This is a genomic window from Kitasatospora sp. NPDC127111, assembly GCF_042677465.1.
GTDB lineage: Bacteria > Actinomycetota > Actinomycetes > Streptomycetales > Streptomycetaceae > Kitasatospora.
In genome coordinates, this window is the sequence record NZ_JBHXTG010000007.1 from 159,764 (window position 1) to 178,290 (window position 18,527).

The window sequence follows — 18,527 nt, forward strand, 5'->3', positions numbered from 1 at the left end:
CTCGGGGAGGCGGAGGGGTGGACGGGGGGCGGGTGCGGGGGCGGGGGCGATGGCGGGAGGCGGGAGGCGGGGCGGGGACGATGGCGGGAGGCCGAGCGGGGCGGCCGTCCGCGGGTGGGAGGACCGGGACGGCCGCGGTCGCCGGCCGGGGCCGGGGACCCGGCGGGTGAGGTCCGGTCAGTTGCAGGTGATGCCGGCGCCCTTCCAGGTGGCGGGGTCGACCATGGTGGTCTTCGCGAACGCCTCGGTGGGCATGTCCTTGCCGTTCTTGAGCTTGTCGTACATGGTCTGGACGGCGAGCGCGCCGACGTCCCGGCCGTTGATGAACAGGGCGGCCTTCATCCCGGAGGGCTTGCCGCCGCTCCAGTCCTTGCAGGCCAGGTAGGCGCCGAGGCCGACGCCGATCACGTTGTCGGCGCTGACGCCGGCGTTCTGCAGCGCGGTGACGCCGCCGTGCACGTTCTCGTCGTTGCAGCCCCAGACCACCCAGTGCTTGACGCCGGCGTTGGCGGTGACGGTCGCGGCGACCTTGTCCTGCGCGCCGGTGGGGGTGTTGTCGGTGGCGACCTCGATGGTCTGGACGCCGGGGGCGACGGCGCCGAAGGCCTCCTTCGCCGCCTTCACCCGGTCCCCGCAGACGGTGACGTCCTGCTTCCAGGCCGCGATGACGCGGGTGTCGGCGGCGGTCCAGCCGGCCTTCTTGTACTCGTCGGCGGCCCGCTTGCCGACCTCGGTACCCATCTGGGCGCCGCTGAAGCCGACCCGGGGGACGAGGTCGGCCTTGGCGCAGACCGCCGGGTCCGGGCCGGTGGAGCAGACCTGGTCGTCGGAGGTGAGCAGCGCGATCTTCGCGTCCCGGGCGGTCTGGACGACCTGCGGGCCCACCGCCGGGTCGGGGACGACGACGATCACGCCGTTGGTCTTCTGGGCGATGGCCGCCTGCACCTCGCTGACGGTCTTGTTGGCGTCGTTGCCGAGGTTGACGACCTTGAGGTCGATGCCGAGCTCCGCGGCCTTCGCCTTCGCCCCGGCCGCCTCGCCGACGAAGTACTCCTGGTCGCCCTGCTTCTGCAGGTAGGTGAGGGAGATCTTCCCGCTCACCGGGGCGACCGAGGAGGCGCCCGTGGTGGACTCCTGGCCGGTGGAACAGGCGGTGGCGGTCAGGCCCAGGGTGAGCAGGACGCCGGCGGCGGCGCGGCCGCTGGTGCTTCGGATCATGGGGGAACGCTCCTCTGTGCGGCTGAGCGCAGCTGTGCGATAAGTGATCAGAAACGAACGCGTTTCAACGTGATGTGAAATATCACATGGGGCAGCGACCTTCCGTCAAGCCACTTGTCGCGCCGAGATCAACCTGTGACGCATCCCGGCACGCCCGAGTGCCCGCCGTGCCACCACTACGACGGCCGGTCAGAGCCGGCGTCACCGGCGGTTCTGCGCACGGCACTTGAGCACGGCTCCGGCCTGTGTCTATGCTGCGTTGCTTTCTGTTGGGCGTTCAAACAGAAACAAACGGCAGCGGACTGCCCCTCCCCCAGCGGGCTGCCGATCCCCCACACCCCACCTGCGCACCTTGGAGTGCCCATGCGTCCACGCACGCGCCCAGCCCTGCCCGGACACCGGTCCCGCGTCCTGCCCCGCGCCGCCACCCACGCGCTCGTCGCCCTGGCCCTCGCCGCCTCCGGGCTCGGCACCGCCGTCCTCGGCGCGGCCACGCCCGCGGCCGCGCTGGACAACGGACTCGCCCTCACCCCGCCGATGGGCTGGAACTCCTGGAATACCCTGGGCACCGGGGTCACCCAGCAGGAGGTCGTCCAGACCATCGACTTCATGGCCGCGAACGGCCTGGTCCAGGCCGGCTACAACACCGTCACCATCGACGACGGCTGGTCGCTCGGCCACCGCGACGGCCAGACCACCGACATGGTCAAGAACGCCGACGGCGCCATGCAGCTCTACGACGCCAACCGCAACCCCGTCAGCGGCACCGACGGCACCGGGTACGACCTGACCACCGGTCACCTCGTCCCCGACCCGGCCCGCTTCCCCGCGCACACCGTCGACGGGCGGACCCTCAACGGGATCCAGTACCTCTCCTGGTACGCGCACGGCAAGGGCATGAAGTTCGGCCTGTACGCCACGGACACCTACACCACCTGCCAGGGCCGGCCCGGCAGCCTGGGCCACGAGTCCACCGACGCCGCCGACTTGGTCGCCTGGGGCGTCGACTTCGTCAAGTACGACGACTGCCCGTACGGCCCGCAGATCATCGGGCCCGACGGTCACAACTACTGGACCCAGGGCGAGGGCCGGGAGCTGACCCGTTCCATGTACGCCCGGGTGCGCGACTTCCAGCAGGCGCTCGACGCCGCCTCCGCCGCCCAGGGACGCCCGCGGGTGGCCCTCAGCGTCTCCGCCCAGCCGGTGCACACCGGCGTCCCGTACCTGCTCGCGGGGGACGACCCGGCCCGCACCGACCCGGTGATCGTCGCGGCCGGCACGCCCGCCCGCCAGGCGCCCGGCTACGCCCCGACCGGGGTGTGGTGCGGGCAGGTGGCCAACCTGTGCCGGATCGGCGGCGACCGCGGGCCGGACCTCGAAGGCGTGCTCCACAACGGCCAGTTGCAGACCGCGCTGCAGTACCCCGGCAACGTCCGGCCGGGCAGCTGGAACGACATGGACATGATGTTCGCGGGCTGGCAGAACCCGTACGGGGTCTACGGAGTCACCGACACCTGCCCCTGCCACAAGCCGATGAGCCTCACCGAGTCGCGCAGCGAGATGTCGATCCTCGCCATGATGGCCTCCCCGCTCATCTCCGGCGCGGACCTGCGCACCGCCGCCGACTCCGTGCACACCCGCGACGGCCTCACCTGGTCCACCGGCATCACCGCCGACCAGCTCGCCGTCTACAAGAACACCGACGTCATCGCGATCGACCAGGACGGCCTCGCCAAGCCCGCCACCCTGGTCGGCAACCCGCCGAACAGCAGCACCGCGCCGGTCGTCCTCAAGCGCCGGCTCGCCAACGGCGACACCGCCGTCCTGCTGGTCAACCAGGACCCGGCCGCCTACCGGAGCATCTCCACCACGCTCGCGGACCTGGGCCTGACCGGCCCGGGCTACTCCGCCAAGGAGCTGTGGACCGGCGCCGGCGGCAACATCACCGGCACCCTCGCCGCCACCGTCGAGCCGCACGGCGTCGCGCTCTACCGGCTCAAGCCGCTGCCCGCCACCATCCCGGCCAGCGTGATCGGCGACGGCCGCTACCACGGCATCAGCGCGGGCGGCACCGGCGGCCAGGCCCTGGAGGTCCAGGGCACCTGCAGCGCCCCCGACGGCTCGGTCACCGACGTCAACACCTGGTGGAGCTGGCACACCTCGGAGCAGTGGAACTTCGCCGCGAACCCCGACGGCACCGTCCGCATCACCGACAACTGCGCCACCGGCACCCAGAACCACGGCACCCTGACCGGCCCGGCCGCGCCGGGCGGCCCGGCCTGGGTCCTGAACGCCTACGACCCCGACAGCGCCCACCAGAAGTGGCGCGTCGTCCAGAACACCGCCACCGGTGCGCTGACCATCACCAACGTGGCCACCGGGCTCGTCCTCGACGCCCCGCACGCCGCCGCCACCTCCCCCGTCGTGCTCAGCCGGCCCGACGGATCGGCGGCCGGGCAGGCCTGGACGCTGCTCTCCTGACCACCCCGCGCTCCCCCGGCTCCGGCCCCGCCGCCGGAGCCGGGGGCCCACCCGAACCCGAACCACCTTCCGAGGAGGACCCTTGCGTTCCCAGCGCACCGCACCGTCCCGCCGCTTAGCCTCGGCGGTGACCGCCCTGACCCTGTTCACCGGCGGCGGAGCCCTCGCCGCCGGCCTCCAACTCGCCACCGCCCCACCGGCGTCGGCCCTCGACAACGGCCTCAACCGGACGCCGCAGATGGGGTTCAACAACTGGAACTCCACCCACTGCGGCGACCGGTTCAACGAGGACATGATCAAGGGCATCGCCGACCTCTTCGTCAGCAAGGGCCTGAAGGCGGCCGGCTACCGGTACGTCAACCTCGACGACTGCTGGGCCCTGCCGGAGCGCAACGCGGCCGGGGACCTCGTCCCCGACCCGGTCCGCTTCCCGCACGGGATCAAGGCGCTCGCCGACTACGTCCACGACAAGGGCCTGAAGTTCGGCCTCTACTCCAGCGCCGGCACCAAGACCTGCGACGTCAAGGGCTTCCCCGGCGGCCTCGGCCACGAGCGCCAGGACGCCAACCTCTGGGCGTCCTGGGGCGTCGACTACCTCAAGTACGACAACTGCAACAACCAGGGCCTCGACGCCAAGACGCGCTACCAGGCCATGGGCGACGCGCTGAAGGCCACCGGCCGGCCGATCCTCTACAGCATCTGCGAATGGGGCAGCACCGGCCCCTGGAACTGGGCCGGCCCCGTCGGCAACTCCTGGCGCACCACCGGCGACATCAGCGACACCTGGCAGAGCATGATCTCCATCGCCCAGGCCAACCAGGGCACGGCCGCCTACGCCAAACCCGGCGCCTTCAACGACCCCGACATGCTGGAGGTCGGCAACGGCGGCATGACCGCCACCGAGTACCGCACCCACTTCAGCCTCTGGGCCGAGATGGCCGCCCCGCTGATGATCGGCACCGACCTGCGCACCGCCGAACCCGAGACCTTCGAGATCCTCACCAACGCCGACGTCATCGCCGTCGACCAGGACCCACTGGGCCGGCAGGGCTCGGTCGTCTCCAGCCAGAACGGCCTGGTCGTGATGAGCAAACCGCTGGCCGACGGCGGCCGGGCCGTCACCCTGACCAACGAGGGCTCCTACGACGCCGTCATCAGCACCACCGCCCAGACCCTCGGCATCGGCGGCGCGACCTCCTACACCGTCAAGGACCTGTGGACCAAGCAGACCGGCACCAGCACCGGGACCGTCAGCGCCACCGTCCCCGGGCACGGCACCGCGATGTTCCGCGTCACGCCCGGTTCACCGGTCTCCCCGCCCACCGGGACGACCTGGCTGAGCGACCTGCCGTTCGCCTCGGTCACCAACTCCTGGGGCCCGGTCGAACGGGACACGACCAACGGCGACCACGGGACGGGCGACGGAACGACCCTCAGCATCCGCGGCACCAGCTACGCCAAGGGCCTCGGCGCGCACGCCTCCAGTGACATCGCCTTCCACCTCGGCGGCGCCTGCCGGCACCTGGTGACCGACGTCGGCGTCGACGACGACGCCTACGGCAACGGCTCGGTGGTGTTCCAGGTCTACAAGGACGGCACGAAGGTCGCCGACAGCGGCCCGCTCACCGGCAAGGACCCGGCCGAACACCTCACCGCCGACCTCACCGGCGCCACCACCGTCCGCCTGGTCGCCACCGACGCCGGCGACGGCACCAGCTGGGACCACGCCGACTGGGCGGGCGCCAGGATCGCCTGCGGCAACGGACCGGCCCCCGGCGCCCACCCGCTCTCCGACCTCGCCTGGACCTCCGCCGGCAACAGCTGGGGCCCGGTCGAGAAGGACATGAGCAACGGCGACAACCAGGCCCGGGACGGACGGACCATCACCATCGCCGGCACCACCTACGCCAAGGGCCTCGGCGTCAACGCCCTCAGCGAGATCGTCTACTACCTCGGCGGCTCCTGCACCTCGCTCGCCACCGACGTGGGCGTGGACGCGGAGGCCGAGGGTCGGGGCACCGTCTCGTTCGAGATCTACCGGGACGGCAGGAAGGTCGCCGACAGCGGCCTGCTCACCGGCAGGGACAAGGCCAAGCACCTCACGGCCGACCTCACCGGCGCCGACGAGCTGCGCCTCGTGGTCACCGACGGCGGCGACGGCAGCAACAGCGACCACGCGGACTGGGCCGGCCCCGTCCTCACCTGCTGACGCGGCCCACCGCGGCCCACCGCACGACGGCGTGGTGCCGGGCCCGGCCCGGCACCACGCCGTCACCCCCTCAGCTGTGCACGACGCCCTGGGTGGCGTGGCCGTCGCCGTTCCAGTCGCCGGTGACGGGCGTGTCGCCGGTGTTGCCGTACGAGACGGAGGTGACGGTGCCGTCGTCGTGACGGAAGTAGAAGGTGTGGTTGTCGGGCAGGTAGACGCCGATGTCGGTGTGGCCCGAGTGGTCCCAGTCCCCGGCCAGGGGGACGCCGTGGGGATTCCCGAACGTGACGGTCCGGTCGGCGGCGCCCGCGGTGTTGCTGTCGCGCAGGTAGAAGGTGCTGGTCGCCGGGTCGTAGAGGCCGACCGTCACGGTCCCGTCGCCGTCCCAGTCTCCGGCGACGGGCCGCCAGTCACCGCCGTTGCCGAACGCGAACGACGTCACCTCGCCGTTGTCGTGGCGCAGGTGGAACTTGCCGGAGTCGGGCATGTAGACACCGAGCTGCGAGGTGGTGCCGTCCCACCGGCCCAGCACCGGCCGGCTGCCCGGGTTGCCGAACACCAGCGACGACTGCGCCGCGCTGCCCGCGTTCGCCAGGTAGAACGTCGACGTCGTCGGGTCGTAGGCCGCCTGGGTGTCCGTGCCGTCCCCGTCGAAGTCACCCGCCAGCGGCACCATCGGCGTGTTCCCGAACCCGAACGCCGGACGGGTGGCCGCAGAGGACGCCGCGTCGTCCGACAGGTACCAGGTCAGCGCCTTGGGCTGCGGCTTCGGAGGAGTCACCGGCCCCGGGCCATCCGGGTAGGGGTTCGCGTGGTCGGCTCCGAGACCGGCCAGGGGACCGCAGTGCGGCCACGCCATCTGCCCCTGGGAGGCGAGGACCTTCTCCGCGATCAGGATCTGCTGCTGCTTGGTGGCCTGGTTGGCGTAGGGCGCGTACTGGTCGCCGCCGAAGGCCAGCCAGGTGGTCTGGGCGAACTGGAGGCCACCGTAGTAACGGGGGGTCGTCGAGGAGACTATCGACCAGTCTCCGCCGCTCTCGCACTGCGCCACCTTGTCCCAGGTGGCCACGGAGGCAGCGGTCGCGGAGCCGGCGGTGGCGGCCATGGCCGCCGTGGCCAGCGAGACGGCGGCGCCGAGGGCGAGCACGCGACTCAGACGGGTGCGGACGCGCTGAACGGGCATGGATGTTCCTTGGGATGAGTGGGATTGACGGTTGGTCGGACGCGGGCGAGTGCGCCGGCCGGCGGCCGTGAGGTGCCCGGTACGGGGTGCGTACCGGGCACCCGGGATCCGGACGGTCAGAGGGTCAGGTCGAAGGAGACCGCGGTGGCGCCGCCTGCCGTGCCGGGGACGACGCTGTCGTGCCAGACCCCGGCTTCGGTGTAGATCTCGTGCAGCGCGCCGTCCACGACGGCCTCCACGACGCGTTCGCCACTGTCCTTGAGCTTGACCGAGACGGAGGTGATGGTGCCGCTCACCCCCGGAACGACGTTGTCCTGCCAGGCCCCGTGGGGGTCGGTGTAGATCTCGTGCAGCACACCGCCCTCGACCGCCTCGATCACCCGCTGCCCGGTGCTCTTGTTGATCGCGAAGCCGAGCGTGCTGATGTTCCCGCCCACTCCCTGCACGGCGTTGTCGACCCAGCCGTCGCCGTCGGGGTAGATCTCGTGCAGCGCACCGTTCACGACCGCCTCGATCACCCGCTGCCCGGACGCCTTGTAGGCGAAGCCCAGCGCGCTCACGTTCGCCACGCCCGGGATGACGTTGTCGTGCCAGCCGTCCCCGTCCGCGAAGATCTCGTGGATCGTCCCGCCCTCGACGGCCTCCACCACCCGGATCCCGGTCATGGGGTGGTAGGCGAAACCGAGGGAGTCGATCGTCCCGGACACGGGAACGGCGTTGTCGACCCAGCCGTCGCCGTCGCTGTAGATCTCGTGCAGCGCACCGTTCTCGACGGCCTCGATCACCCGCCGGCCGGACGGGCTGTAGGCGAAGCCCAGCGCGCTCATGCTCCCCACGCCCGGCACCACGTTGTCGTGCCAGCCCTTGCCGTCGGTGTACACCTCGTGCAGCACACCGCCCTCGATCGCCGCCAGCGTCCGGTTGTTCGCCACCGGCTTGGGGGGCGTCGGGGTCTGGTCGTCGACGATGCTGTTGTTGCGGACCGGCCGGTAGGGGTTGCCCGGGGAGCCCGGGAAGTACGGGTACGGGATCTCGCGGTGGTGGACACCGCTACCGGTGAACTCGTAGCCCAGGTAGGAGGTGTGGGCGTCGTTGGCCCAGCGCTCGAAGAGGACGACGTGCCCGTACCTCCCGGCCGCGTCGTTCAACAGGGCGTCGCCCGGCTTGAGGTCGCCCTTGCCGATCCACGAGGCCACACCGGTGGGGACAAAGCTGGTGGTGTCCATCGAGTAGCTCAACTTCCAGGCCATGGAGACGTACCCGGAGCAGTCCGTGCGGTAGCCCTGGTAGGAGCCCTCCCCGCTGTACTTCAGCCCCTGGTCGACCCATGAGGCCGCTCGGTCGATCACCTGGCTACGGGTCAGGCTCGGCGCGGTCGCGTTGGGAGAGGCGGATCGCCACGGAGCGGTGTCCGGCCCGCTCGGCGTGATCGGGCCCTGGCCGGCGCCGCCCGTGTCTCCGTCGAGGGTCGCGCTCACGGACGCGGCGCCCTGCGGCGTCGGTGCGGCCTGGGCGGGGAGGGCGGTGAGCGTGGCCGAGGCGAGACCTGCTATCAGAAGACCGGTGACGGCCCGGGCGACGCGCTTGCTGGACATGTGGGAACTCCTCGTCTTGATTGGGAAGTTGGACGTCTGATGCGAACAGACGGGCACCGATCGGCCCCGTACGGGGACGCCGGGCGCCGGGGGGGCTCGCCCCCTCCGCAGCCGGCGCGCCGCGGCGCTCGGTGGTCGACCACGGAGGGGTGTGGTGGGGTGGTCGGGATGACGCCGGACCGGCCGACGGAGTGGGGGCGCGGCCCGGCCTTCCTGATCGCGGCCCGTGCGGCGCGCCGGTGTCCCGTACCCGCGACCGGCGGAGGGCTTCAACGCCACTGGTGGTCGGCGTTCGGCGTCGTGCACAGGGCGTCGTCGACCAGCTTGCTCTCGGCCTCTTCCACGCGCCGGACGTCGTCCGCGGAGGCGGCGAGGACGCCCGACAACGAGACCGTGACGCTGCGCCGGCCGTCGGCGGTGACGCCGGTGGCGGTGATCCAGCCGGCGTCGCCGCCCTCGTGGCCCCAGTACACGCCGCCGCAGGACAGCGGGCGTGAGAAGAGTCCCAGCCCGTCGCGGGCGCCCGGCATGAGCTGCTCGAACTCCGCGCCGACCGGGACGGCCTCGGTCATCTGCGCCAGCTGCGCCGGTGGCAGGAGCCGGCCCCCGAGCAGGGCCCGGAAGAAGGTGTTGAGGTCCGCGGTGGTGGAGACGAGCCCGGCCTCTCCGTTGGTGCCCGATCCGACCTGCTCGGTGACGTCCACGAGCGGCTCGCCGGCCACGAACCTCTGGTAGGTCCGGGCATGCGGCTGGGGCAGCGTGGGCGAGGCACCCGGCAGGAAGGTGTGGTCGAGGCCGAGCGGCCGCACGAGCCGGTCCCGCACCTCCTCGTGCCAGGGGTGCCCGGTGACCCGGTGGATGATCATGCCGAGCAGGACGTAACCGGTGTTGCCGTACCGCCATTCCGTACCGGGCGGGAAGTCCGGGCGGTGGCGCATCGCCCGGTCGACCGCCTGCTCGGGTGTCTGCGTGTCGTACCGGTGCCGGTCGAAGTCCTGGGCCGAGGTGTAGTCCGGGTAGTCGTCGTGGATGCCGCTGGTGTGCTGGAGCAGTTGGCGCAGGGTGATCGCGCGCCCGTCGTTGCCGTTCCCGGACACCACGCCGGGCAGCCACCGCTCGACGGGGTCGTCCAGGGTGAGCCTGCCGTCGCCGACGAGCTGCAGGATCACGGTGGCCACGAACGTCTTGGTGACGCTGGCCATCCGGAAGTGACCGCCCGGCGGGACCGGCTGCCGGGTCGTCAGGTCCGCGACGCCGCTGGTGGCGGTCACGTTCCGGCCGTCGGGGGTGACCAGGTGGGCCTGCACCCCCGTCACGCCCAGTGCGGTGATCGCATCGGCGTCCCGCTGGAGCCGGAGCTGGATCCGGTCGTCGTGCCGCCCGGCGGCCACCGCGCCCAGCACGCCGGCGGAGAGTGCCACGGTCGCGGCGGCGGCCAGCGCCAGGTTCCGTCGGACGGAACGGCCGCGCCACCGTGGTCGCCGAAGCGGTGAAGTCGTCATGGGCGCTGACACTAGGTCCGGCCGAGGTGAGCGGTCCGTACCGCTCACTGGTGGGAAAATGGTGGAGTGGGCTGTAGTGCGGGGCGCGGTGGCCGTGGCCCAGACTTGGGCGGATGAACCACCACCTTGGGGCCGGGCGGCTTTCGGCGGTGTGGCGCGGCCTGGGCTATCTCCTGGCGAGCATGGCCACCGCTGCTTTCGCCCTGTTCGCGCTGCCCGTACTCGTCGTCCCGACCGCGGCTCGCGCCTGGGCGTCCTGGCAACGTCGCCGCGCCGACCGGCTGCTGCTCGCTCCGGACTCCGGTCCCGTCCGGGTCGGTGGGTGGCGGGTTCTCGGGTGGCTCTGCGCCTGCGTCCCGACGAGTCTGGCGTTCGGGCTCGTCGTGGTGGTGTGCGCGGGCAACGCGGTGACCACGGCCGTGACGGTGCCCCTGTGGTGGGCGTTGCCCGCCGGCACCCCCGCGGGCGGCTTCGCCGCCGGTGTCCCCCTGACCGGGTGGGGCACGGCGTTGACCCTGGGGACCGCCCAGGCCGTCGTCTTCGCGGCCCTGACCTACTGGCTGGTCCCACCGCTGGCGCGCCTGCACGCCCGGATCTGCGTCGCGTCGCTGTCCCCCTCCGCCGCCGACAGACTGGCGCAGCGGGTGGAGACGCTGACCGAGACGCGCGCCGAAGCCATGAACGCGCACGGCGCGGAGCTCCGCCGGATCGAACGCGACCTGCACGACGGCACCCAGGCCCGGCTGGTGGCCATCGCGATGCGGCTGGGCGTGGCCCGCGAGTTGCTGGACGAGGATCCCGAGACGGTGGCCAGGCTCCTGGGCGAAGCGCACGAGAACACCGAGGAGGCCATGACGGAGCTCCGTGCGGTGATCCGGACGATCTACCCGCCGATCCTCTCCGATCGCGGCCTCGTCGGGGCGCTGACCGCGCTCGGGACCGGATCGGCGATCGACACCACGCTCGACATCGGCGACCTCGGCACGATCCCCGCCGCGGTCGAGGCCGTGGCCTACTTCACGGTCGCGGAGGCGCTCACCAACGCCGCCAAGCACAGCCGGGCCACCCGGACCACCGTCCGCGTCGCACGCGACGGTGACCGGCTGTCGATCGAGGTCACCGACGACGGGATCGGCGGCGCCGACGAGACGCTGGGCACCGGCATCGCCGGAATCCGCCACCGGGTCGGGGCGCTCGACGGCACCGTCCGCGTCCACAGCCCCGGCGGCGGCCCGACCACGATCGCGGTGGGGCTGACATGCGGGTCGTGATCGCCGAGGACAACGTCCTGCTGTCCAACGGCCTGGAACTGCTGCTGACCGCCAAGGGCTTCCACGTCGCCGCGATCGCCCAGGACGCTCCCGGATTCGCCGCCGCCGTCGCCGAACACCGACCGGACGTCACCATCGTCGACGTCCGGCTGCCGCCGACCTTCCGCGACGAGGGCATCCACGCCGCCATCCGCGCCCGCCGCCTGCACCCCGGCCTGCCCGTGCTCGTCCTCTCCCAGTACGTCGAGAAGCAGTACGCCGGCGAGCTGGTCTCGGACGGACGCGGCGGCGTCGGCTACCTCCTCAAGGACCGGGTGAGCCGGGTGAGCGAGTTCACCGACGCGCTGCGCCGGGTGGCCGCCGGAGACACCGTCATGGACCCCGAGGTGATCGGGCAGCTCCTCACCCACCACGGCCACGACCCGATCGCCGCCCTCACCCCACGCGAACGCGAGGTCCTCGCCCTGATGGCCGAGGGAAAGGACAACGCGACGATCTCGGCCCGGCTCGTCATCACCGAGAACGCCGTCCACAAGCACATCGGCAACGTCTTCGCCAAGCTCGGCCTCTCGCCGACCGACAGCGGCCACCGCCGGGTCCTCGCCGTCCTCACCTATCTCAGCCGCCACTGACCGGGGCCGAGGACGGTCGTCAGGCGGAACTCGCCCGCACCACCAGCTCGGTGGCCAGCGTCTCCCCCGCGGCGGGCACCGGCTCGCCGCGGACCTGGGCCAGCAGCCGCCGGACCAGCGCGCCGGCGATGGCCCGCAGCGGCAGCCGGACCGAGGTCAGCGCGGGGTGCAGGTGCCGGCAGAGTGGGGTGTCGTGGAAGCCGGTCACGGCGACGTCCGGGCCGACGGCCAGGCCCTCGGCCCGGATCGCCTCGTAGACGTCCAGGGCGCGCAGGTCGCTCTCGGCCGCGACCGCCGTCGGCCGTTCGGAGCCGCGCAGCAGGGTGCGCAGGGCGGCCACCGCCGGCTCGCCCGGGGCGGACCGCGCCCGCACCACGTCCAGGCCGAGCCGGCGGGCCTCGGCGTGGAAGCCCGCGCGCCGCGCCGCCAGCCACGGCAGGTCCGCGGTGGAGGCGGCGAAGCCGATCCGGCGGTGGCCGCGCGCGGCCAGGTGCGCCACCACGTCGGCCATCGCCGCGCCGTTGTCGATGTCGGCCCAGTGCTGGGGCAGCTGCGCCCCGGTGCGGCCGAAGGCGGCGAACGGGACGCCGGCCCGGGCCGCGTGGGCGACTCGGGCGTCGTCCGGCAGCACGTCGGCGAGGACCAGCCCGTCCACCTGACGGGCCGCCACCAGCTCGTCGATCGCCGCCCGGGCCCGTTCCGCGCCCGGTGCCGGGCGGACCAGCAGGACGTGGTGCCCCTCCGTGCCGGCCGCGTCGACCAGGGCCTCCAGGAAGCCCGCCATCAGCGGGTTGGGGTCGAACGGGTCGTCCACCGGGGCGAGGTAGCCGATGATCCGGCGCTCGCCGGTGCGCAGCGAGCGGGCCGACTGGTCGGGCCGGTAGCCGAGTTCCTCGATGGCGGCGGTGACCCGGGCGAGGGTGTCCGGGTGGACCCGGTGGGGGGCGTTGAGGGTGTTGGAGACGGTCTGCCGGGACACGCCCGCCGCGCGGGCGACCTCCGCGATGGTGGTGGCGCGGCGCGGCGGGCGTGCTCCCTGGGTCATCGGTGCTCCGTGGGGGTCTCGGGCGGCTACGCCGGGGGCCGGGTCAGGGTGAGCAGCCCCCCGCGGGGGACGGTGACGGTGGTGTCGCCGGCCGGGTCGGCGGTGTCGTTACGGACGATACGCCCGCGGGCGTCCTGGACGGTGACCCCGGTGGGGCCGTGGACGCCGAGCAGGCGCACCTCGGGGTCCGCGTCGGCGTTGGCGACGAGCAGGGTGTGCCAGGGGCCGTCGCCGGCGCGGACGGGCAGCGGGGCGTAGCGGGCGACCGCGACCGTGCCGTCGCCGGCGGCGGTGACCATGGGGTAGCCGAGGTCGGGCCTGGCGGGCCGGAGTTCGCCGCGTTGCAGGGTGTCGAGGTGGGTCCGGACGACGCCGAGCCAGAAGGCGAGGGCCTCGCGCTGCGCGGGGTTCTGGGCCGCCAGGTCGACGGAGATCTGCGGGACGGCGAAGAGGACGTTGATGAGGTGGCAGGCGACCTGCTCGGCCGGCTCGTCCGGGTGCCACATGAGCATGTCGCTGTGGACCGCGACGGGACCGGCGACCAGCCGCAGGTCGACGGTGCGCTGCCGGTTCTCCTGGGGGCTGAGCGGGCAGTCGGTGGCGCGGATCATGGTGGTGTAGGGCCAGAGGCCGGGGCTGGTGTAGGGCTGGCGGTGTTCGATCATCGCGTCCGGCCGCACGGCGGTGATCCGCGCGCGGATGGCGGCGAGCAGCCGCTCGACGCCTTCGTCGACGGTGGCGCAGTCGGCCTCCGGGCCGGGGGCGGGCGGGTCCGCGACGGCGAACCAGTCCACGAAGTCGATCTTCAGGCCGTCCATGCCCCATTCCTCGACGGCGCGGGCGAGGCGGTCGGTGAGGTGTTCGCGCACGGCCGGGTGGCGGGGGTCGGCGACGACCGCGCCGAGGTGGCCGGCGTCGGCGAGCGCGTGGCGGCCGAGCCGGTCCCAGGCGGCGCTCTCCTTGCCGATGAACGGCAGGGCGTACCAGAGCAGGTAGCGCACGCCGAGGTCGTGGACGCGCCGGACGTGGTCGGCGGTGTCCGGCAGCGAGAGCGGCTCCCAGTCGCCGCAGTGGGCGTAGCCGCGGGTGCGGTCCCGGGTCATCCAGCCGTCGTCGACGATGATCGTGTCGAGGCCGAGTTCCTTGCCGAGGGCGGCCTGGGTCTCCACCGCCTCGGGGGTGATGTCCTGGTGCATCGCGTACCAGGTGGAGTAGGCGGGGCGGCGGGCGGCGTCGGGGACGGTGGCGGGGCGGCCGCTCGCCCACCAGTCGGCGAGGTCGGCCAGGCAGCGGGCGAAGTGCCGCCGGGAGGTGTCGATCCGGACGGTGAGGCGGCCGGTGGCCTGGACCCAGAACCGGAACTCGCCGTGCTCCTCGACGACGCCGGCGCCGGCCAGGACGTCCGCCCGGTCGGCGGCGAAGGCGCAGATCGCGAGGTCACCGGTGCCGACGAGGGCGGCGACGGGGGCGCCCTTGGTGAGGCCGGTGCGGCGCGGCGCGCTCCAGGCGGCGGGCAGCCAGCCGGTTCCGCGGGGTTCGGGGGTCCACAGGGCGGTGGCGTCGGTGCAGGGCAGGCGCCATTCGATCCGGGCCTCGCCGGGGCTCTCGGCGGTCACCTCGATCCGGCCCTCGGCCGGGTGGCGGACGGTGGCCTCGCCGCCGACCCGCAGGTCCAGCCCCTCGGCGGCCAGCGGCCGGAGTCCGCCGGCGGCGGGGGCGTGCGGTTCCCAGACGTCGTCCATGGTCAGCCTTTCGTGGCGCCGGCCAGCAGGCCGGAGATGAACTGCCGTTGGAGGGCCAGGAAGAGCACCATCATCGGCAGGGTGGACAGGGCGGTGCCGGCCAGGATCGCGCCGTGGTCGGTGGTGGTGCGGCTGCCGTGGAGGGTGGCGAGGGCCACCGGCAGGGTGTGCATCCCGGGGCTGCGCAGGGCGATCAGCGGCCAGACGAACTGGTTCCAGGAGCCGAGGAAGAGGAAGATCGCCAGTGCGGCGAGGACCGGGCGCATCACGGGGACGACCACGCTCCACAGCACCCGCAGTTCGCCGGCGCCGTCGACCCGGGCGGCGTCGAGGAGCTCGTCGGGCATGCTGCCGAGGGCCTGGCGCATCAGGAAGATCGCGAAGGGCACGCAGAGCCCGGGCAGGACGACGGCCTGGTAGCTGTCGAGCAGCCGGAACGACATCATCATCTTGAACAGCGGGACCAGCATGACCTGCTCGGGCACCACCAGGGTGGAGAGCAGCACGGCGAACAGCACGGTCCGGCCGCGGAAGCGGAACTTCGCGAAGGCGTAGCCGGCGAGCAGCGCGACGATCAGCGCGCCGGCGGTCTGCAGGCCCGCGATGGCCAACGAGTTGACCAGGACGCGGCCCAGGCCGATCTTGGCCTGGAGGTGGTCGAGGTTCTCGCCGAGGGCTCCGCCGGGCAGCAGGTGGGGCGGCCAGTCGAAGATCTCGGTGTCCTTGCGGGTCGAGCCCACCACCAGCCAGTAGAACGGGCCGACGGACAGGCCGGTGACGGCCGCCAGCGTGAGGGTCAGGGGCCAGCCCCGGAACCGGGCGGCGGTCGCGGGGCCGCTCATGGGCGTTCTCCCATCAGGCGCATCTGGGCCGCGCCGAGCACCGAGACGATCAGGGTGAGCGCGTAGGCGATGGCGGAGGCGTAGCCGAAGTCGAAGTAGTGGAAGCCGTTGTCGTACAGGTACATCGAGACGGTGAGGGTGGCGTTGTCCGGCCCGCCGCGGGTCAGCACGAACGGCTCGTCGAAGAGCTGGAGGGTGCCGATGGTGGACAGCACGACGGTGAACAGCAGGACGGGGCGCAGCGCGGGCAGGGTGACGGAGGCGAAGCGGCGCAGCGGGCCGGCGCCGTCGACCATCGCGGCCTCGTACAGCTCCCTGGGGATGCCCTGCAGGCCGGCCAGGTAGATGACGGCGTTGTAGCCGGTGTAGTGCCAGGTGAGGACGAGGACGACGGCCATCCGGGCCCAGAACGGGTCGCCGAGCCAGTCGACGCCGGACAGGCCGATCAGTGCGAGCAGCTTGTTGACGGGCCCGTCGCCGGTCCGCAGCAGGAAGGCGAAGACCACGCCGGTGGCCACGAGGCCGGTGACGACGGGCATGAAGACGCCGAGGCGCCAGACGGTGCGCCAGCGGACGAGGGCCGAGTTGAGGCCGACCGCCAGGGCGAGCGCGAGGGCGAGCATCACCGGGACCTGCACGACGAGGATCTGCCCGGTGTTGCGCAGCGCGGTCCAGAACAGCGGGTCGTGGAGCAGGCGGCGGTAGTTGGCCGTGCCGGCGTCGCGGGTGGCCGCGCCGGAGCCGGTGGTCAGCGACAGCAGCAGGGAGGAGACGATCGGGTAGGCCTTGAAGACCGCGAAGGTGACCAGGGCGGGTGCGAGCAGCAGGTAGGGCACGGCGCGACGGCGCAGCAGGGCCCGGCGGTGGGTGGCCGTGGCCCCGGCCGGGGCCGCGGCGGCGGGGCCGGCGAGGGCGGTCATCGGACGGTTCGGCCGGTCTGCCGGCCGAGCTGCTCGGCGGCCTCCTTCAGGGCGGCGGCCGGGTCGGCGCCCTTGAGGAAGACCTGGACCTGGGCGTCGCTGGCGAGCTTGAGGGCGCGGGCGTAGTCGCCGGAGTAGTTGGTGGCGTCGGCGCCCTCGCCGAGCAGGTCGACGAAGGTCCTGAGGGCGGGCTGGCCGCCGTAGAAGGCGTTGGGCGCGGCGTACATCGGGTCGGCGTAGGCCGCGGTGAGGGCGGGGAAGACGCCGCCGGAGGTGAACATGGCGTTGACCGAGGCCGGGCGGGTGAGCGCGTACTCGACGAACTTCCAGGCGGCGACGCGGCGCGGGCTGGAGGCGGCGACGGCCAGGTGGGTGGAGTTGACGATGGCGGTGCGCCGGCCGCCGGGGGTGACGGCCGGCGGCTTGGCGATGCGCCAGTTGCCGTTCTGGTCGGGGAGCTTGGTCTCCAGGTAGTGCACGGCCCAGGCCGCGAGCGGGCCGGTGGCGATCTTGCCGCCCTTCAGCAGGTTGATCCAGCCGTGGTCACCGGCGGCGTCGGCGATCAGGCCGGCGTCGTTGAGGCGCTTCTGGACGGTCATGGCGCGGACGGCCTCGGCGGAGCCCAGGGTGACGTCGCCCTTGAGGTCGAAGTAGAAGGCGCCCTGCTGCTGCATCAGCGCCTGGAGGAGGTCGAGGTCGGGCGAGGGGGTGGCGGGCTTGTTGATGCCGAGCAGGGCGACGCCCGGGTTGGCCGCCTTGAAGCGGTCGGCGACGGCGAGCGCGTCGTCCCAGGTCTGGAAGGTGGCCGGGTCGATGCCCGCCTTGTCGAACATGTCCTTGCGGTAGAAGAAGCCGAGCGCGTTGACCTCCCAGGGCAGCGCGTAGGCGTGGCCGTCCTTGCCGGTGACGACGGGCCAGAGGCCCTGGGCGAACTTGTCCTTGTGGGCGTCGGCGCCGAGGGCGGAGAGGTCGGCCAGGCCGCCGGGGAACTTCTCCAGGTAGCCGGGCAGGTAGTCGCAGCCGATGTGGAGGACGTCGGCGAGGCCCTGGCCGCCGGCCGCCAGGCCGACGGTGATCTTGTCCCAGATCGCCGGGTTGCCGACGTCCTGGACGTCGACCTTGATCCCGGGGTTGTCCTTCTCGAAGGCGGGGACGACGCCGCGCAGGGCTTCGGCGGCGGTGGTCCAGGACCAGACGGTGACCGTGCCGGTGGCGGCGTCCCCGCCCTGGGCGGTGTCGCCGCCCGAGCCGGAGCAGGCGGACAGGGTGCCGCCGGCGGCGAGGGTCAGCAGGCCGGCTCCGGAGGCGCGGAGCAGGTCGCGGCGGGAAAGGTGTGACATGGCATTCCTCTCTGGGGGGTGGCCCGGTGCGGGGGGTGCGGGGGTGCGGGGGTGCGGGGTTCGGGGCGCGGGTTTGCGGGGTTCGGGGTGCGGGTTTGCGGGTCTGCGGAGGTGAGCGTGGAGTGCGGGTGCGGTGCGACCTCGGGTCAGCGAGGGGCCGCGGCGCGCAGGGCCCCGGCCAGCCGGACGGCGGAATCCGGGCCGGTGGTGGCGTGCGGGGAGAGCCGGATCCAGTCGCGGCGCCGGGTGGTGGCCAGACCCGCCCGGGTCAGGGCGTCGTGGACGGCCTGCGGGTCGGCGCCGGGCAGCCGGAGCCGGGCGATCCCGCTGCCGCCTGCTCCGCTCCCGCCGGGCCCGGGGCCGCCGGTGGTCTCGGCCCCGGCCGCGCGGGCCGCGTCGAGCAGGGTGCCCAGCGCCTCGCCGATCAGGGCCTCGATCCGCCCGATCCCGACGTCGCGGACCAGGGCGAGCCCCGCGCCGAGCGCGGCGACGGCCGGACCGTCCGGGTTGGTGAGGGTGTGGGCGACGGCGCCCGGCCGGGCGGGGC

At 73.1% G+C, this 18,527-nt stretch carries 13 protein-coding genes and 1 pseudogene; 4 read left to right on the forward strand and 10 right to left on the reverse strand.

Features of this window, described 5'->3' with window-relative positions; genetic code table 11:
- Positions 1-177: 177 nt before the first annotated feature.
- Complete coding sequence (locus ACFVHB_RS07265; protein WP_380316469.1) at positions 178-1,218, reverse strand: substrate-binding domain-containing protein; 1,041 nt, start codon at positions 1,216-1,218, stop codon at positions 178-180.
- A gap of 363 nt (positions 1,219-1,581) precedes the next feature.
- Between ACFVHB_RS07265 and ACFVHB_RS07270 the strand changes: the two genes are divergently transcribed.
- Together ACFVHB_RS07270 and ACFVHB_RS07275 are read left to right on the forward strand one after the other, a co-directional pair.
- On the forward strand, positions 1,582-3,699 hold the full coding sequence (locus ACFVHB_RS07270) for an alpha-galactosidase (RefSeq protein ID WP_380316472.1): 2,118 nt from the start codon (positions 1,582-1,584) through the stop codon (positions 3,697-3,699).
- Positions 3,700-3,781: 82 nt separating this feature from the next.
- Complete coding sequence (locus tag ACFVHB_RS07275; RefSeq protein WP_380316475.1) at positions 3,782-5,908, forward strand: NPCBM/NEW2 domain-containing protein; 2,127 nt, start codon at positions 3,782-3,784, stop codon at positions 5,906-5,908.
- A gap of 70 nt (positions 5,909-5,978) precedes the next feature.
- On the opposite strand, the gene ACFVHB_RS07280 is transcribed toward ACFVHB_RS07275, so the two are convergent.
- The 3 genes from ACFVHB_RS07280 to ACFVHB_RS07290 all read right to left on the reverse strand — a co-directional run bounded on the left by ACFVHB_RS07280 (position 5,979) and on the right by ACFVHB_RS07290 (position 10,188).
- Complete coding sequence (locus ACFVHB_RS07280) at positions 5,979-7,091, reverse strand: transglycosylase family protein (protein WP_380316478.1); 1,113 nt, start codon at positions 7,089-7,091, stop codon at positions 5,979-5,981.
- 116 nt (positions 7,092-7,207) lie between these two features.
- Positions 7,208-8,686 carry a hypothetical protein gene (locus ACFVHB_RS07285; protein ID WP_380316481.1) on the reverse strand — a complete coding sequence of 493 codons (1,479 nt, stop codon included), beginning with the start codon at positions 8,684-8,686 and terminating at the stop codon, positions 7,208-7,210.
- A gap of 269 nt (positions 8,687-8,955) precedes the next feature.
- Positions 8,956-10,188, reverse strand: a complete 1,233-nt coding sequence (locus ACFVHB_RS07290; protein ID WP_380316483.1) for a serine hydrolase domain-containing protein — start codon at positions 10,186-10,188, stop codon at positions 8,956-8,958.
- Between the two features lie 182 nt (positions 10,189-10,370).
- Here ACFVHB_RS07290 and ACFVHB_RS07295 point away from each other — a divergent pair, with 182 nt between their 5' ends.
- Both ACFVHB_RS07295 and ACFVHB_RS07300 read left to right on the forward strand, forming a co-directional pair.
- Positions 10,371-11,459: a histidine kinase gene (locus ACFVHB_RS07295; protein ID WP_380316486.1), complete on the forward strand. Its 1,089-nt coding sequence runs from the start codon at positions 10,371-10,373 to the stop codon at positions 11,457-11,459.
- Positions 11,447-12,091, forward strand: a complete 645-nt coding sequence (locus tag ACFVHB_RS07300; RefSeq protein WP_380316489.1) for a LuxR C-terminal-related transcriptional regulator — start codon at positions 11,447-11,449, stop codon at positions 12,089-12,091. The genes ACFVHB_RS07295 and ACFVHB_RS07300 overlap by 13 nt, the downstream gene beginning before the upstream one ends.
- Before the next feature lie 19 nt (positions 12,092-12,110).
- Here the strand turns inward: ACFVHB_RS07300 and ACFVHB_RS07305 are convergent, their stop codons facing one another.
- The 6 genes and pseudogenes from ACFVHB_RS07305 to ACFVHB_RS07330 form a co-directional block, all read right to left on the reverse strand.
- Positions 12,111-13,136 (reverse strand): LacI family DNA-binding transcriptional regulator, encoded by a 1,026-nt coding sequence (locus ACFVHB_RS07305; protein WP_380316491.1) that lies wholly within the window; start codon positions 13,134-13,136, stop codon positions 12,111-12,113.
- 26 nt (positions 13,137-13,162) lie between these two features.
- Positions 13,163-14,878: a glycoside hydrolase family 36 protein gene (locus ACFVHB_RS07310; protein WP_380316494.1), complete on the reverse strand. Its 1,716-nt coding sequence runs from the start codon at positions 14,876-14,878 to the stop codon at positions 13,163-13,165.
- Between the two features lie 2 nt (positions 14,879-14,880).
- Positions 14,881-15,720, reverse strand: a complete 840-nt coding sequence (locus tag ACFVHB_RS07315) for a carbohydrate ABC transporter permease (protein ID WP_380316497.1) — start codon at positions 15,718-15,720, stop codon at positions 14,881-14,883.
- Positions 15,717-16,640, reverse strand: a complete 924-nt coding sequence (locus ACFVHB_RS07320) for a carbohydrate ABC transporter permease (RefSeq protein ID WP_380316500.1) — start codon at positions 16,638-16,640, stop codon at positions 15,717-15,719. The genes ACFVHB_RS07315 and ACFVHB_RS07320 overlap by 4 nt, the downstream gene beginning before the upstream one ends.
- Positions 16,637-17,980 carry an ABC transporter substrate-binding protein gene (locus ACFVHB_RS07325; RefSeq protein WP_380316502.1) on the reverse strand — a complete coding sequence of 448 codons (1,344 nt, stop codon included), beginning with the start codon at positions 17,978-17,980 and terminating at the stop codon, positions 16,637-16,639. Before ACFVHB_RS07325 ends, ACFVHB_RS07320 begins: the two co-directional genes overlap by 4 nt.
- Before the next feature lie 146 nt (positions 17,981-18,126).
- Positions 18,127-18,527, reverse strand: a pseudogene (locus tag ACFVHB_RS07330) (aminotransferase); the annotation flags it as partial.

What these genes read in the sequence shown, in the direction of transcription:
- ACFVHB_RS07265 (WP_380316469.1), bottom strand. Translation starts at nt 1,218, where the DNA reads ATGATCCGAAGCACCAGCGGCCGCGCCGCCGCCGGCGTCCTGCTCACC.
- ACFVHB_RS07325 (WP_380316502.1), bottom strand. Translation starts at nt 17,980, where the DNA reads ATGTCACACCTTTCCCGCCGCGACCTGCTCCGCGCCTCCGGAGCCGGC.
- ACFVHB_RS07305 (WP_380316491.1), bottom strand. Translation starts at nt 13,136, where the DNA reads ATGACCCAGGGAGCACGCCCGCCGCGCCGCGCCACCACCATCGCGGAG.
- ACFVHB_RS07290 (WP_380316483.1), bottom strand. Translation starts at nt 10,188, where the DNA reads ATGACGACTTCACCGCTTCGGCGACCACGGTGGCGCGGCCGTTCCGTC.
- ACFVHB_RS07310 (WP_380316494.1), bottom strand. Translation starts at nt 14,878, where the DNA reads ATGGACGACGTCTGGGAACCGCACGCCCCCGCCGCCGGCGGACTCCGG.
- ACFVHB_RS07280 (WP_380316478.1), bottom strand. Translation starts at nt 7,091, where the DNA reads ATGCCCGTTCAGCGCGTCCGCACCCGTCTGAGTCGCGTGCTCGCCCTC.
- ACFVHB_RS07285 (WP_380316481.1), bottom strand. Translation starts at nt 8,686, where the DNA reads ATGTCCAGCAAGCGCGTCGCCCGGGCCGTCACCGGTCTTCTGATAGCA.
- ACFVHB_RS07300 (WP_380316489.1), top strand. Translation starts at nt 11,447, where the DNA reads ATGCGGGTCGTGATCGCCGAGGACAACGTCCTGCTGTCCAACGGCCTG.
- ACFVHB_RS07315 (WP_380316497.1), bottom strand. Translation starts at nt 15,720, where the DNA reads ATGAGCGGCCCCGCGACCGCCGCCCGGTTCCGGGGCTGGCCCCTGACC.
- ACFVHB_RS07320 (WP_380316500.1), bottom strand. Translation starts at nt 16,640, where the DNA reads ATGACCGCCCTCGCCGGCCCCGCCGCCGCGGCCCCGGCCGGGGCCACG.
- ACFVHB_RS07295 (WP_380316486.1), top strand. Translation starts at nt 10,371, where the DNA reads ATGGCCACCGCTGCTTTCGCCCTGTTCGCGCTGCCCGTACTCGTCGTC.
- ACFVHB_RS07270 (WP_380316472.1), top strand. Translation starts at nt 1,582, where the DNA reads ATGCGTCCACGCACGCGCCCAGCCCTGCCCGGACACCGGTCCCGCGTC.